16 protein-coding genes and 1 pseudogene are annotated in these 14,603 nt (G+C 56.0%); 9 read left to right on the top strand and 8 right to left on the bottom strand.

Annotated features, from left to right (window positions below; translation table 11 throughout):
* Positions 1-785: pseudogene (locus RT613_RS02430) on the top strand (DNA repair protein RecN); the annotation flags it as partial.
* Positions 786-812: 27 nt separating this feature from the next.
* Here RT613_RS02430 and RT613_RS02425 read toward each other — a convergent pair.
* Both RT613_RS02425 and RT613_RS02420 read right to left on the bottom strand, forming a co-directional pair.
* On the bottom strand, positions 813-1,697 hold the full coding sequence (locus RT613_RS02425; protein ID WP_313612797.1) for an MBL fold metallo-hydrolase: 885 nt from the start codon (positions 1,695-1,697) through the stop codon (positions 813-815).
* A 27-nt stretch (positions 1,698-1,724) separates the two neighbouring features.
* Positions 1,725-2,339 (bottom strand): LysE family translocator, encoded by a 615-nt coding sequence (locus tag RT613_RS02420; RefSeq protein ID WP_313612674.1) that lies wholly within the window; start codon positions 2,337-2,339, stop codon positions 1,725-1,727.
* Between the two features lie 125 nt (positions 2,340-2,464).
* Between RT613_RS02420 and ligA the strand changes: the two genes are divergently transcribed.
* Positions 2,465-4,639 (top strand): NAD-dependent DNA ligase LigA, encoded by a 2,175-nt coding sequence (gene ligA, locus RT613_RS02415; protein ID WP_313612673.1) that lies wholly within the window; start codon positions 2,465-2,467, stop codon positions 4,637-4,639.
* 48 nt (positions 4,640-4,687) lie between these two features.
* On the opposite strand, the gene RT613_RS02410 is transcribed toward ligA, so the two are convergent.
* From RT613_RS02410 to RT613_RS02400, 3 genes are all read right to left on the bottom strand, one after another.
* Positions 4,688-5,224, bottom strand: a complete 537-nt coding sequence (locus RT613_RS02410; RefSeq protein WP_313612672.1) for a GNAT family N-acetyltransferase — start codon at positions 5,222-5,224, stop codon at positions 4,688-4,690.
* An 82-nt stretch (positions 5,225-5,306) separates the two neighbouring features.
* Positions 5,307-5,450 carry a hypothetical protein gene (locus RT613_RS02405; protein ID WP_313612670.1) on the bottom strand — a complete coding sequence of 48 codons (144 nt, stop codon included), beginning with the start codon at positions 5,448-5,450 and terminating at the stop codon, positions 5,307-5,309.
* 32 nt (positions 5,451-5,482) lie between these two features.
* On the bottom strand, positions 5,483-6,232 hold the full coding sequence (locus RT613_RS02400; protein ID WP_313612669.1) for an SDR family oxidoreductase: 750 nt from the start codon (positions 6,230-6,232) through the stop codon (positions 5,483-5,485).
* A 111-nt stretch (positions 6,233-6,343) separates the two neighbouring features.
* Between RT613_RS02400 and RT613_RS02395 the strand changes: the two genes are divergently transcribed.
* Positions 6,344-7,246: a LysR family transcriptional regulator gene (locus RT613_RS02395; RefSeq protein WP_313612668.1), complete on the top strand. Its 903-nt coding sequence runs from the start codon at positions 6,344-6,346 to the stop codon at positions 7,244-7,246.
* 17 nt (positions 7,247-7,263) lie between these two features.
* On the opposite strand, the gene RT613_RS02390 is transcribed toward RT613_RS02395, so the two are convergent.
* Positions 7,264-8,184 carry a DMT family transporter gene (locus RT613_RS02390; RefSeq protein ID WP_409558745.1) on the bottom strand — a complete coding sequence of 307 codons (921 nt, stop codon included), beginning with the start codon at positions 8,182-8,184 and terminating at the stop codon, positions 7,264-7,266.
* Between the two features lie 185 nt (positions 8,185-8,369).
* Here RT613_RS02390 and RT613_RS02385 point away from each other — a divergent pair, with 185 nt between their 5' ends.
* On the top strand, positions 8,370-8,960 hold the full coding sequence (locus RT613_RS02385) for a 3'-5' exonuclease (protein WP_313612667.1): 591 nt from the start codon (positions 8,370-8,372) through the stop codon (positions 8,958-8,960).
* 69 nt (positions 8,961-9,029) lie between these two features.
* Positions 9,030-9,521: a CreA family protein gene (locus RT613_RS02380; RefSeq protein WP_409558744.1), complete on the top strand. Its 492-nt coding sequence runs from the start codon at positions 9,030-9,032 to the stop codon at positions 9,519-9,521.
* A 36-nt stretch (positions 9,522-9,557) separates the two neighbouring features.
* Here RT613_RS02380 and RT613_RS02375 read toward each other — a convergent pair whose 3' ends face one another.
* Positions 9,558-10,025 (bottom strand): chemotaxis protein CheW, encoded by a 468-nt coding sequence (locus RT613_RS02375; protein ID WP_192488531.1) that lies wholly within the window; start codon positions 10,023-10,025, stop codon positions 9,558-9,560.
* Between the two features lie 264 nt (positions 10,026-10,289).
* On the opposite strand from RT613_RS02375, the gene RT613_RS02370 reads away from it, so the two are divergent.
* The 3 genes from RT613_RS02370 (at position 10,290) to RT613_RS02360 (ending at position 12,141) form a co-directional block, all read left to right on the top strand.
* On the top strand, positions 10,290-10,418 hold the full coding sequence (locus RT613_RS02370) for a hypothetical protein (protein ID WP_256435703.1): 129 nt from the start codon (positions 10,290-10,292) through the stop codon (positions 10,416-10,418).
* 159 nt (positions 10,419-10,577) lie between these two features.
* Positions 10,578-11,177 carry an SCO family protein gene (locus tag RT613_RS02365; protein ID WP_313612664.1) on the top strand — a complete coding sequence of 200 codons (600 nt, stop codon included), beginning with the start codon at positions 10,578-10,580 and terminating at the stop codon, positions 11,175-11,177.
* An 88-nt stretch (positions 11,178-11,265) separates the two neighbouring features.
* The gene (locus RT613_RS02360) at positions 11,266-12,141 is read left to right on the top strand and encodes a 50S ribosomal protein L11 methyltransferase (protein WP_313612662.1); all 876 of its coding nucleotides are present in this window, start codon (positions 11,266-11,268) and stop codon (positions 12,139-12,141) included.
* Between the two features lie 282 nt (positions 12,142-12,423).
* Here the strand turns inward: RT613_RS02360 and RT613_RS02355 are convergent, their stop codons facing one another.
* A complete protein-coding gene (locus RT613_RS02355; RefSeq protein ID WP_313612660.1) occupies positions 12,424-12,594 on the bottom strand; it encodes a hypothetical protein in 171 nt (56 codons plus the stop codon).
* 294 nt (positions 12,595-12,888) lie between these two features.
* Here RT613_RS02355 and RT613_RS02350 point away from each other — a divergent pair.
* Positions 12,889-14,603, top strand: a 1,715-nt coding sequence (locus RT613_RS02350; RefSeq protein ID WP_313612658.1) for a M24 family metallopeptidase, incomplete at its 3' end; no start/stop codon positions are given.

Genomic DNA, 14,603 nt, shown 5'->3' with positions numbered 1-14,603 from the left:
TGGAGCGCGTTGAAGAGCGTCTGTTTTCGCTGCGGGCTGCAGGCCGTAAATACTCCGTGCCGGTCACCGATCTGCCAGCCCTGGCCGAAAAGATGGTGGCTGACCTTGCCGAGCTTGATGCTGGCGAAGAAACGCTCGCCAAGCTGGACGCGAATTTACAGGTCGTCAAAGCCGAGTTTGACCATGCCGCAGTTGCCTTGTCGCAAAAGCGGCAAAAGGCGGCCAGCGCATTGTCTGATGCCGTGATGGCAGAACTTCCGGCTTTGAAGCTGGAGCGTGCGCGCTTTACCGTCGAAGTGACGACAGATCCCGAGGCGGCAACGGCTGACGGTATCGATGTTGTGGAATTCCACGTTCAGACCAACCCCGGCACACGCCCTGGCCCGATCATGAAGGTGGCGTCGGGAGGTGAGCTCTCGCGCTTTCTACTGGCATTGAAGGTTGCTCTTGCCGATCGTGGCTCAGCACCAACCCTGGTGTTTGACGAAATCGATACCGGTGTGGGTGGTGCAGTGGCCGATGCGATTGGTCAGCGGCTTCGCAGACTGTCAAAAACAGTGCAGGTTCTGTCGGTTACCCATGCCCCGCAGGTGGCAGCACGGGCTGCGACACATCTGTTGATTTCCAAAGGGCCAACTGGCGATGGTACCGAGCGCATTGCCACCAAGGTGGCGACAATGCAGCCTGAACATCGCACCGAAGAAATTGCCCGTATGCTGGCCGGTGCATCCGTGACCGATGAAGCGAGAGCTGCTGCTGCACGTCTTCTCGCCGCCAAGGACTAAACGGCAACTAACGCCATCAAGCGGACCTCAAAAGGCCCGTATTTTCCTGACAGCATCTATATTGTGGCGGTGAACCTCTTCGTATTCGGCGTGATAGACAATCGCACCGCTCGCCAGTTCCGGTGCCACAAAGTCTTCAAGCGTCTGTTTGTCAGCCAGTGCAAGACCGTGCGGGCCGGTCAGGCGCTCCAGATAGGCACGGTTGGCATCAATCAGATCAGGTGAATAACCACCATCGACAATACGCTGCTCCAAGCCGTGGTTGGGGAGGATTTTCGCAATCGGCCATTGGCGCAGGCGCTTCAACTCTTGGATATGGGTGGCGATATGTTCCGGCTCAGAGACATAGGTCACGGTGTCTTCCAGCGTGTCGCCGGCAAACAGGATTTTGTCCTCCGGCAGCCACATCACATTGCCATCGGCGCTGTGAATATCGAAATGATGCAGTTCGATGATGCGATCACCGATTGGCAGGGTCATGCTGGTGTCAAAGGTGCGCGTCGGCATGATCACAGGGGAAATCGGCGGATTGCGTTTGGCAAGCGCCTCACGGTTTTTATCCATGGTGTCTGCGGTCAAAACCAGCGCAATGATTTCGCAATCGGCAAACACCTCGTTTCCGGCAATATGGTCTGTGTGCCAGTGGCTGAGCACAACAGTGATCTTGCTGACATTAAGGCTTTGCAGATGGTTGCGGATGAAACGGGCATGGTCGAGCGACATGTGTGTGTCATAGACCAGCGCATGGCCTTCTGAGACGATGGCATAGGAGGCGGTGCCCAGCGTATAGGCGCCGTCATCCAGCCAGTTGGGCTCTGGCGAATAAAGGCGCCGGTTCATCCGGCCATCATAATAGGCGTAGATGCCGGGGTAGGGCTGCAGGATGCGCATCGTGTCGGTGCTGATCGTCATTTTACTCACTCAAAACTTCTTTTGAATTCAGCGTGCCGTGGCCACTGCAATACCGGAACCGATCATGATGCCGCCAGCGGTGCGATTGACCCGCCGCACGATGTGAGGCTGGCGTAACAGGCTACGAGCCCGCACGGCAAGTGCGACATGGCCACCAATCACCACCATTTCCACGGCAATCACAATGGCTGCAAGAGCCGCCAGGTGATCAAGGGTGAGCGATGGACCCACGACATTGGGCAACAAAGCAATATAAAATAGCGGCATTTTCGGATTGCCGAGATTGAGCGCAATGCCAGTCATGAAGACAGGCAAAAGGCCACGCCGATTGGTTGCGGGCTGCAGCTGCGGAACAACAGGCTCTGCTGTCCACATTTTAATGCCCATCCAGATGAGATAGGTCGCACCACCGTAACGCAGCACCGTCATGACCATCCCCATTTCACTGGCAAGAATGGAGAGGCCAAAAGCGGCAAGCGTCAGGAAAACCAGAATGCCGACGACGGTTCCTGCGCCATAGGCAGAACCGGAGGCCGCGCCATGGGTGATGGTGCGGGCGATGATGGTCATGTTGTCAGGGCCGGGGCTGGCTGCGAAAACGAAAAATGCAGCGGCGAATGCCAGAAGCGTGGTAATTTCCATCGATGTCTCCGGTTCTTTGTCGATCCGGATTTTCAGGATAATCGATTTCTGTGTTTTGCAAAGCGATGGTTTTGCATGCCGAAATAATTCGCTACAAGCGTTGCAGATTCATGCGCGAGGCATCCATGGCAAACGAACTGACCCCGGTTGATAAACTGACCGAACTTGAGGCTTCTTCTGAGCTTGCCTATCTCGCAGCCGAACTGGCGCGGCACGATGCGCTCTACCACGGCAAGGATGCACCGGAGATTTCCGATGCGGACTATGATGCACTCAAGCGTCGTAACGATGCGATAGAGGTGGCGTTTCCGACATTGGTGCGGGCTGACAGCCCATCCAGAAAGGTTGGTTTTGCGCCGCTTCCGACCTTTGCGCCGATTGTTCACGCCCGACCGATGCTGTCGCTCGACAACGTGTTTTCCGACGAGGATGTGCAGGACTTCATCGCGTCGATCTATCGTTTTCTTGGTCGACTGCCGGACAATTCGATTGCCTTCACCGCTGAACCAAAAATCGACGGGCTGTCCATGTCGATCCGTTATGAAAACGGCAGGCTGAAATCGGCCGCGACCCGTGGGGACGGCACGACAGGTGAAAATGTCACGGCCAATATCCTGACCATTTCTGAAATTCCCAACACGTTGCCAGCCGATGCGCCTGATGTGGTTGAGGTGCGCGGCGAAGTCTACATGGCCAAGAGCGACTTTCTGGCGCTCAACGCGCAGATGGAGGCCGAGGGCAAACAGACCTATGTGAACCCGCGCAACACGGCGTCCGGATCGCTGCGTCAGCTTGATGCGAAGGTGACGGCGGCCCGCAAGTTGCGGTTCTTTGCCTATGCGCTGGGTGAGGTTTCCAATGGCGGGCAGGCGACGCGTCTGTCCGACACGCAATATGGCATCGTTGAGAAATTCCGCGAGTGGAAATTCCCGGTCAATCCGCTGATGCATCGAATCAATTCCATTGAGCAACTGCTTGAACATTATCGGGAAATCGGCGTGGAACGCCCCAATCTCGATTATGATATCGACGGCGTGGTCTACAAGGTAGACAGTCTGGATCTGCAGGAGCGTCTGGGTTTCCGCTCACGCAGTCCACGCTGGGCAACCGCCCACAAATTCCCGGCAGAACAGGCCTTCACCATCGTCGAAGGCATCGACATTCAGGTTGGCCGCACAGGTGCTTTGACGCCAGTGGCGCGCCTGACCCCGGTGACGGTGGGCGGTGTGGTGGTGACCAACGCCACGCTGCACAATGCGGATTATATCGAGGGTATTGGCAATAGCGGCGAACGTATTCGCCCGGTTGGTCATGATATCCGCGTCGGTGATACCGTTATCGTGCAGCGCGCTGGTGACGTTATTCCGCAAGTGCTGGATATCATCCCTGAAAAACGTGCGGCGGATGCCGCACCTTACGAGTTTCCGCAGACCTGCCCGGTGTGCAAAAGCCACGCGGTGCGTGAACGCAATGAAAAGACCGGAAAACTCGATTCGGTGACCCGTTGCACTGGCGGTTTCGTCTGCCGTGCGCAGGCGGTGGAGCACCTCAAACACTTCGTGTCACGCAACGCCTTCGATATTGAAGGTCTGGGCACCAAACAGATCGATTTCTTCTTTGAAAGCGAAGACCCTGCATTGTCGATCAAGACTGCACCTGACATTTTCACACTGAAAAAACGTCAGGAAGGGTCTCATCTGACCAAGCTCGAAAACATCGACGGTTTCGGCAAGGTCAGCGTCAAGAAGCTGTTCGATGCCATCGATGCGCGTCGTGACATCGACCTGCACCGGCTGATCTTTGCGCTTGGCATTCGCCATGTCGGTGAAACCACGGCAAAGCTTCTGGCACGCTCCTATGGCACTTACCAACATTTTGAAGAGGCGATGAAAGCCGCTGCACCGTTGACGGGTGAGGCCTGGGCCGAGCTCAACAGCATTGACGGCATTGGTGAGGTTGTCGCCCGTTCGATCGTCGAGTTCTACAAGGAACCGCGCAATGTGAAGGTCATCGATGAGCTGATTGCCGAGCTGCAGCCGAAGGAGGCTGAAAAGCCATCGACAGAGGGCAGCCCGGTGGCCGGCAAGACGGTGGTGTTTACCGGCTCGCTTGAGAAGTTTACCCGTGATGAGGCCAAAGCGCGCGCGGAAAGCCTTGGGGCGAAGGTGGCAGGTTCAGTGTCGAAAAAGACCGACATTCTGGTGGCAGGTCCCGGTGCCGGTTCCAAGCTCGCCAAGGCTGTCGAGCTTGGTGTCCAGACCATGGATGAGGACGAGTGGCTGGCGCTGATTGGTGGCTGAGCGACGGGTGCTGCTGCCCCCACCTCGTTGAGGGCAGCAGTATGGTCATCAACCTCGTATGCGCGCCATCATATAGGCATCGACATATTCGCCATTGCGAAAGGCATATTGCCTGAGGATGCCTTCATGCTGGAAGCCGAATTTTTCGTAGAGATGAATTCCGGCCGTGTTGTCGGTAAAGACGCTGAGTTCAATGCGGCGGATGTCATGCCAGTTGTCGGCGGCATCGATCAGAGCTGATAACAGGACCGAGCCGACGCCCTTGCCAGCGAAATCATCGTGAATGCCAATGCCGAGCGATGCGGCGTGAAGCTGGCGGCCGACCTTGCGGTGAAGGCCAGCATTGCCGATGATCCTGCCGCGCCACTCGGCCAGAACCTGGATATCGTTGGGCGAGGCGCTTTCAATGAATTTGCGGGTTTTCTCAACGCTTTGAAAGGGTTGCCGCAAGGTGCCATGGCGAACGCCGGGAAGGTTCATGATTTCGGTGATCGCCGCCACATCATCCAGACGGGTTGCTCGCACGGTGACATCGGCACGGTCGGACTCAGCATGTTCGAGGTTTTGGTTTTGGGCTGGCGACATGCCTGTTCTCCTATTTTGGGGACCGGAGAGCAGGTGTTTCATCAACCCTGCTCGTTTTGGCAGGGCTGGATGGATGATCGATTTAACGCATCAACAATCCTGTGCCCGCCGGGGTGCCGGTGGTCACGATGTTGAGCATCACGATGGTTCCATTGTTGATCATGGCGTGAAAATGCGTGGCATATGTCTTGATGTCAATGCTGTTTCCCGGGGTGATTTCATTCACTCCGGGAAAATCAGGATTGGGAGGGGCAGAGGTTACAGGGTAATCATGCCGCCATCGATGATCAGTTCGGCACCAACCGTAAAACTTGCCTCATCGGATGCCAGGAAAACGACGGCCTTGGCAATTTCTGCAACATGGCCAAACCGGCCGAGTGGGATCTGCGCCACAATCGAGTCAGCCATGGCTTTTTTACCGGCATCATCCAGTCCGAACTTTTCATGCAGTGGGGTTTCAACCGGGCCGGGGCTGACGGCATTGACGCGAATGCCACGGCCAAGCAGTTCACCCGACAATGTCTTGGACAGCGACAGCAGGGCTGCCTTGGTCAGCGCATAGAGGCTGGAATTTGGCATGCCGATATGGGCATTGACCGAAGTGTTGAGCACGATAGAAGCCTTGTTGCTGAAAACAGGCAGCAGCGCCTGCACCAGGAAGAATGGGCCTTTTACATTGACCGAGATCGAGCGATCGAAGGCAGCTTCATCCCACTGGTCCATGGTGCGGAATTCAGCCACACCTGCATTGACGAACAGGATGTCGAGCTTGCCGAACTTTGCAGCGATCTGGTCGGCGATTTCTTTCTGGGATGCAACGTTTCCAGCATCGGCGCGGATATAAAGCACATCGTCACCCAGCACGGCCTTGGCCTTTTCAATGGTGGCTGGGTTGGTGCCGGTAACGGCGACCCGTGCGCCTTCGCTGATAAATTGGCGGGCAGTCTCAAGGCCAATGCCGCTGGTGCCGCCAGTGATAAGTGCTGTCTTGTTCTGCAAGCGTGTCATGATCATTTTCCTTTGTTTGGAGTGGCGTGTTTGCCTGCAGCGAATATGGCTTTTTTCAATTGTTCTGATTAGTCTGCAAGTATTGGCTCAGCTTTCCGGAAAAACCGAACAATGATGAAGCTTGAAGGAATAACCGCATTTGTGGCCGTTGCTGAATCCGGGTCGATCAGCGAGGCATCGCGCCGCCTCAATCTGTCGAAATCGGTGGTGAGCGACAGGCTGTCGGAACTCGAGCGTGTTCTGGGCACGACATTGCTGCACAGAACAACCCGCAGCCTCAGTCTGACGGAAGATGGCAGTTCCTTTCTGGAAAGGGCAGTGCGCATCGTCAATGAGGTGCGGGATGCCACCGATGACATGGCCGAGCGGCGTGGCGACCTCAAGGGCGCGCTCAGCCTGTCTGCGCCGGTGACCTTCGGTCGGCTGCATCTTGGCCCGGCGCTTTATCCATTTCTGCTGCAGAACCCGGCGCTCGAGGTCAGTCTGGATATGGATGACCGACGGGTTGATGTGTCGTCGGCCGGATTTGATGCCGTGGTGCGGCACGGGCCGATTGTCGATTCACGGTTGATGGCATGGAAGCTGGCGCCCAGCCGACGTCTGCTGGTGGCATCGAAAAACTATCTCGAACAGCATGGCACACCCCACAATGCCGCTGAACTGGAGGGACATCACGGAATATTCTACACCAATCGTGGTGTGGCGGACTGGCGGTTTGTCGGCCCAAACGGGGCCGTCATCGTCAGGGCAAAGGTCGCCCTACGGGTCAATCATGGCGATATGATCCGCGACGCTGCGGTGGCGGGGCTTGGCATTGCGCTGCTGCCAACTTTTATTGCTGGCCCTGCCATCAGAGATGGTAGCCTGACCGTGATTGATGTCGGCATACAGGCAGAAGACGAATTCATCTATATTGCCCATCCCGAAGGCAGACGTCCCTCGGCCAAGCTGAGAGCGCTGGCGGACCATTTGCGCAAGGCGTTTGGTTCACCGCCCTATTGGGAGCCGCAATAGAGCGCGTTGAGCCAGGATCAACTCGCCGTTTTGAGGCGGCGCAGCAAGCGGCCATCAATGGCAATCAGACCGGCGGCAATCATCGCCATGCCAGCAAAATGTTTCATCTCCAGCTGTTCACCGAGAACCACTGAGCCAAGCAGAATAGCGCTGACCGGAATAAGGAAGGTGACAAGCGCCAGATTGGTGGCACCGGCACTGGAAAGAATGCGGAAGAACAGGAGATAGGCAAGCGCGGTGGAGAGCAGGGCAATGCCGAGCAGGGCAGCCCAGGTGGAGGTGCTTGGCATGGCCAGTGTCCAGGGCTGGTCAATCAACAGGGCTACCGGGATCAGCATCAGGGTTGATGATGAAATCTGGCCGGTTGCGGTCATCAGCGGTGCCACGCCCATGGTCTTGAAACGGCGGCCAAAAATTCCAGCAAAAGCGTAAGATGTGGCTGCACCCAATATGGCAAGCTGACCCCACAGGTTGGAACCGCTACCGCCAAGGGCCGAGGGGCCGATCATCGTGGCAACGCCAACGAAGCCAATCAGCACGCCAGCCAGCTTGTTGGGTGACAGCTTTTCATCGATCGTCAGAAAATGCGCGACGAGGACGGTGAACAGTGGTGTCGTGGCATTCAGAATGGAGGCAACACCACTGGCAATATGCGTCTGGCCCCAGACGATCAGGCAAAAGGGGATGATGTTGTTGAGAATGCCCATGGCAAAAAAGGCGCGCCAGATGCGGCCTTCTCTAGGCAGTTTCAACCCCATGACGCGGCAGACGATGAGCAGCGCAACAGCCGCCAATCCAACCCGCAGTGTGACAATGGTGAACGGCGGTAATTCCTTTACGGCGACACCGATGAAGAAGAAGGAGCCACCCCACAGGATGGAAAGGGCAATCAGCATGGCCCATTCCGTTGCGTTCATCTGCTTTTGTACTGTTGCCATTGCGTGCCCCTACCTGGTGTTGCCTTGATATGCTCTGGTGTAGCGCCATTCGCAGGTCGTGCCACCCGAAACTTGCTTGCTCATAGAAGCCCTGAATGTTTGGTCTGTGGCGCGGTGATGCTGCGAAGGTTCAATTTTCAGCGTATTTGTACTATGTCGGGCCATAGCAAACCGGGAATCGCCTTTTGAAGACCATCGCCATCGATTTTGAAACTGCCAATGAAGAGCGCGGCAGCGCCTGTTCTGTCGGTTTGGCATGGGTGGAAAATGGTCAGGTGGTTCGTGTCGAGGAACGGCTGATCCGTCCGCGCGAAATGCGCTTTTCACCGTTTAATGTTTCCATTCATGGCATTCGCCCCGAAACGGTTGAGGATGCGCCAGAGTTTCCGGAGGTAATGGACGAGTTTCTGGATGATTTTCAGGGAGCGACGATGATCGCCCATAATGCTGCGTTTGATTTCAGCGTCTTGCGGGCCTGCTTTGACAAATATCGGCAGATCTATCCGACGTTTTCCTACCTGTGCAGCGTAAAAATGTCCCAGAAAATCTGGCCGCAATTGCCTTCACACAAGCTCAACATCATTGCCGGGCATCTCGGCATGCGTTTCGTGCACCACAATGCCGCAGAAGATGCGGCGGTTTGTGCAGCAGCGGCCATTGAAATGGCAAAATCGGTGGCGGTCGCCGAAATCCGTGACATTCCGGCCAAGATCGGCATGGTGGCGGGCAAGGTGCATTCGACCGGCTATGAGCCCTGCACCATGCGGCGGCGTTAAAACGACACGCCTTTCAACTTGCCATCCTTCGCCGTGATCCTATGTTTGGTATAATCAATGGAGGCTGGAATGGCATTATCCCTGTTACGAAAACTGATGGTCGGCTTGCTGGTTGTTGCCCCACTTGGCACTGCGCATGCGCAAGTGGTCGGTGAGGTCGGGGTCGACTGGATTGGCAATGACATTATTGTCGAGGCCGTGGCCGATCCGGAAGTCAAAGGCGTGACCTGTCACGTCACCTATTTCGAGCGCGGTGTGATCGACCGGCTGAAAAACGGCAATTGGTTTGAAGACCCGTCCAACAATGCCATTTCCTGCAACCAGACCGGACCGGTCGAGATCGGTGATATCGATCTTTCCAAGGATGGTGAGGAAGTGTTCCGCCAAGGGATGTCGCTGGTGTGGAAAAAGCTTGTTGTGACCCGGATCTACGACAAGCAGAACGATACGCTGATCTATCTCGTTCATACCCGTGAGTTGAGCGACGGCTCAGCCAAGATGGCGATTTCCACCGTGCCACTTTATGGCCAGAACGCCACATGGAAAAACGGCAAGCCGTGAGGCCTGCCGTTTCAAAATCTCAGTGATTTTAGGGCCTTAAGCGGCTTCGCGGGACAGTTCTTCCGCGATGACCGTATCAAGGTTGAGGAAGCAGACCATGCTCTTCTCAAGCGCGACGATGCCGTGCGAGAAGCTGCGCTGGGTCTCAGGGATGATTTCCGGTGTCGGCTGCAGATCTTCCGAGCGAATGGTCATCATGTCGGAAACCTGTTCCACCAGCAGGCCAACCAGCTTGCCGCCGATATCGGTGACGATGATGGCAGAGCGTTCGGAAGGTTCGGTCATTTTCATACCGAGGCGGCAGGCCATGTCGATGACAGGAATAACGGCGCCACGCAGGTTGATGAGACCAAGAACGTAAGGTGGCGTGTGCGGCATGGGTGTAACCGGTGCCCAACCACGAATTTCACGGATTGCCATGATGTCGATGCAGAATTCCTGATCGCCAAGATGGAAGGAAACGATTTCGAGATGAGAACCCGATTGCTTGATTGCATTCGTCATGGTCTGAATTCTTCCTGGCGGTTCTGGACGCGCTAAAGTCCGGGTGTTCATAATGGCAGGTGATGCGGAAGACCGGCTTGTTGGAAAACCCGGCAGACGTCATGTCGCTATCTTTGAAGGCCGCATGACGATCATGCACTGAAACCGTTTAACCTTTTACTAACGGCGTCTTTTCTGAGTCTTTCAGGTTTAGTCAATGTTGTTGGTCAGCGGCATCAATGTTATCATCTTGGCATGTCAACGTTCGTGCGAAACTCAAATCACATGCTGCTGATGGCTGTGGCTGTCCTGAGCTTTCTGGGTGTCAGCTTGCTGGCATTTCAGGGCTGGATGACGCATGGCGTCGATATTTTCCTGACCCTTTCGCAGACCGGCCTTTCCTGGTGCCTTTGACTGTCTTCCGTTTGGCATGTGAGGGCGGCAAATCCGCGCAGTTGGTGTAATCAACTGGTTGTTGATTTGCGGTAGGTGGCAAGTTTGATTATCTGCTTTCGAGACTGGGATGTCTGCCGCATCGGCGGCCATCAATTTTGGTGTGAAGGCTGATTTGACATGAGAAAAGTCCGTATCGTTCTGTGGTGTGTTGTTGCCGTGCTGGCCGGTGTTGTCACCTGGCTTGCCTTTGCGTTCTCTGAGACAAAACAGCATATGACGGAAGGTCCTTACGGCGCCCCATTCCAGCTTGTCGCCCAGAACGGTCAGCCGATCACCGAAAAGGCATTTCAAGGCAAGCCGACGGCATTGTTCTTTGGTTTCACCCATTGCCCTGAGGTCTGCCCGACAACCCTGTTTGAGCTGAATGGCTGGATGGAGAAGGTGGATCCGACCGGCGACAAGATGCAGGGTTATTTCGTGACGGTTGATCCTGAGCGTGATACGCCTGAAATTCTCGGTCAGTATATTTCCAACGTCACCAACCGCATTACCGGCATTGCTGGCGAACCGGACAAGATCGCAGAAATGATCAAGAGCTTCCGCGTTTACGCCAAGCGCGTGCCGGTGGATGAAAAAGACCCGAACGGCGAATATACGATGGACCACACAGCATCCGTCTTCCTGCTGGATGCGCAAGGACGGTTCGTCAGCACCATTGCCTATGGCGAAAACCCTGATGTTGCGGTCCAGAAACTGGAAAATCTCCTGAAGGGCTGATGTCGCTTTCTTCTTTCGAGCTATTGGACTGCGCTTGCTTTTGTGGCAAAGGCAGGCAAGTCCGATAATTTCCGAAAGAGATGCTGCCGTGAGCGAGATCCGCCTCTATGTGACGACCACCGAAATCGAGGCCGGTCAGGTACTGGATGTCATGACCGAGGTTTTCGAGGAAGATGGCATTGCCATCGCCACGACCGAGGTCGATGAAAAGAAAGACATTTGGGAGGCATCCGTCTATCTCCTGCTGGAGGAAGAAGAGGAAGTGCGCGAGCGTCTAGACACGCTTTTGAAAAATGCCTTCCCGCATCTTTCCGTCGCACGCGAAGTCATTCCCGATATTGACTGGATTGCCAAGTCGCTGGAAGGTTTGAAGCCGGTGCGGGCAGGGCGTTTCCTGGTTCACGGCTCGCATGACCGCGACAAGGTTCGCGTCAATGATCTCTCCATCGAAATCGAGGCCGGACAGGCGTTCGGCACAGGTCACCACGGCACGACGGCCGGCTGCCTTGAGATGATTGAATCGGTTGTGCGTGCCCGCACGGTGCGCAACGCGCTTGATCTGGGCACCGGCAGCGGTGTTCTGGCCATTGCCGTTGCCAAGATGCGCCGCATTCCGGTTCTGGCAACCGATATCGATCCGATTGCCGTGGGTGTCGCCAAGGAAAATGTGCGTCTCAACGGTATTGCCCAGGGCATGACGCTGGAAACAGCGCCCGGGTTTCATTCGGATGCCTTTGCCAAACACGGCCCGTTCGATCTGATCATCGCCAATATTCTGGCACGGCCCCTGATCAAGATGGCGCCGCAGCTGGTCGCCCATCTGGCGCCGGGCGGCTCGGTCATCCTGTCCGGTATTCTGGCATCACAGCGCTGGAAGGTTCTGGCCGCTTATAATGGTGAACATCTGAGCCACGTGCGCACCATATGGCGCAATGGCTGGGTGACGATTCACTTACGTAAGTGATGGCCACCTGCGCAAACAACCGCGCTTCACTTGAAATCTGATCGTCTTGGCGAGCGGGCAGGTCTGTCCACCGTTGAAATGCCATCGCATTTTAAAGCAATGCGTCGGATGCAGGCGTGTTTCACTGGATTTGAATGTAGGCCAAGAAAAAAGGCGACGCTTTCGCGTCGCCCTTCGATCAGTCATGCTGATCACCCGCGAGCTGGGAGGATGCTCAAACGGGAAACGTATTCCAGTGCCAGGCCACTTCGGGAGGAGGAGAAAGCAGGCCTGGCGTTACAATCAGAATACGTAGCTGGTGCCCTTGCGGCGAAGTTCTTCGCGGCTGGTGCCGAGAGCCTTGAGGGACTGGTCGTCAAGGTTCAGGAGCGCGCCGTTTACGTAACGGCCGACCTGACGTTCGCGAGCTTCAACAACGCGATCGAAAGCTGTGCGGAAGAAAGATTTTGCCATTGCCGTGTTCCTTACATACTGAAGGAAACTTCGTGTTCCCTTCGATGATTAGAACATAAGTGATACTTTTCAGTTCAGGTAGGTGGCTCACTTCAATGGTGTTATGCGTATAACGCATGCCTAGGGGTGTCTCGTATGCAGATTGCAGCTTTTTTGCGCAAAACATATGCAAATGCTTAGGCGATATGGCGGTTTTTTAGAACTGCGTCGGTTTCGGTTCGTTCTTTCGGCTGGACCCATCGGCAGCACGGCGATAAATTCGCGGCCACAATGGAATCTTTTGGAAAGCAGTTCATGTTTCAGTCGTTTGAAACCACTTCCGCCCCGCAATATGGCCGTGAGCGGGTTGAGGCCTTGAGGGCTTCTTTTGATGCTCTTGGTATCGACGGTTTTCTGGTGCCACGCGCGGATGACTATCAGGGCGAATATGTCCCGGCCTCGGCCGAGCGCATGTCGTGGCTCAGCGGTTTTACGGGTTCGGCCGGTGTCATTCTGGTGACGCGCACGCAGGCTATCGTGTTTGTTGACGGTCGTTATACGACGCAGCTGGTTGAACAGGTGGATGGTGATGTGTTCACCGGTGGCGATCTCGTCAATGCCCCGCCGCCGGTCTGGTTGAAGAAAAATGCCCCGAAGGGCTTTCGTCTCGGTATCGACCCGTGGCTGCATACCGGCGCGGAGTTGCGCCGGCTTGAAGCCTCGCTGAAAGATGCTGGCGGTGAGGTTGTTCTGTTGCAGCACAATCCGCTTGATGCTGTCTGGAAAGACCGTCCGTCCGACCCTTTGGGCGCGGTGACGATTCAGACTGAAATACATGCTGGTGTTCTGGCGCGTGAAAAGATCGCCACCATTGCCGAGGATCTGACCGCTGCAAACCTGCAGGCTGTGCTGATCGGTGAGCCGTCTTCTGTGGCGTGGATATTCAACATCCGCGGCAATGACGTGCCGCACACGCCGCATCCTTTGGCGCGGGCATTGATATTTGCTGATGGCACGGCGGAAATCTTCCTCGATAAACGAAAGACCGGCATCGAGGTTGAGGCCTATCTGGCGCAACTGGCCGTGCAGCTGCCGCCATCGGAGATCGAGGCGCGCCTGCGCCGTCACGCTGGGGATGGCGCAAGAATTGCTGTTGATGCCGACCTCGCACCGGTTGCCTTGCGCAACGCCATCACGCTTGCCGGTGGTGAACTGGTTGAAGTGGTTGACCCTGCCAAGCTGCCACGCGCCTGCAAAAACGCAGCCGAGCTGAATGGCAGCGTTGCCGCCCATCTGCAGGATGGTGCTGCGATGGTGGAGTTTCTCCATTGGCTCGATAATGCCGAACCTGGCAGCGTCAGCGAAATCGAAGCGGTGAAAATGCTGGAGCGGTCGCGTGCTCGCGTTGGTTCACGCATGCAGAACCCGCTCAAGGACATTTCTTTCGACACGATTTCCGGTGCCGGTGAACATGCAGCGATCATTCACTACCGCGTCACCACGCCGACTGACAGGATGCTGAATGATGGCGAGATGTTCCTTGTCGATTCCGGTGCGCAATATGTAAACGGCACAACAGACATTACCCGCACGGTTGCGATTGGTGATGTGCCCTTTGAGCAGAAGAAGTTCTTCACGCTGGTTCTGAAAGGCATGATCGGTATCAGTGCGGCGCGCTTCCCCAAGGGAACCCGTGGCTGCGATCTCGATCCCTTGGCGCGTATTGCGCTTTGGAAGGCAGGCGTCGACTACGGCCATGGCACGGGCCACGGCGTTGGCTCCTATCTCTCTGTGCATGAGGGGCCGCAGCGCATTGCCCGTCTTGCCACGCAGGAGTTCCTGCCCGGCATGATCCTGTCCAATGAACCGGGATATTATCGTCCCGGCCAGTTTGGCATTCGTATCGAGAACCTGATCTATGTGACCGAGCCGGAACAGGTTGAGGGTGGCGATCTGCCGATGTTTGCGTTCGAAACGCTCACATGGTGCCCGATCGATCGCCGTCTGGTGGTGGCAGAGCTGCTGACGGC

Source organism: Agrobacterium sp. (genome assembly GCF_032092815.1).
Lineage (GTDB): Bacteria > Pseudomonadota > Alphaproteobacteria > Rhizobiales > Rhizobiaceae > Agrobacterium.
Note: the sequence above shows the minus strand (reverse complement) of the source record. Positions and strands in the feature narration are given on the sequence as shown.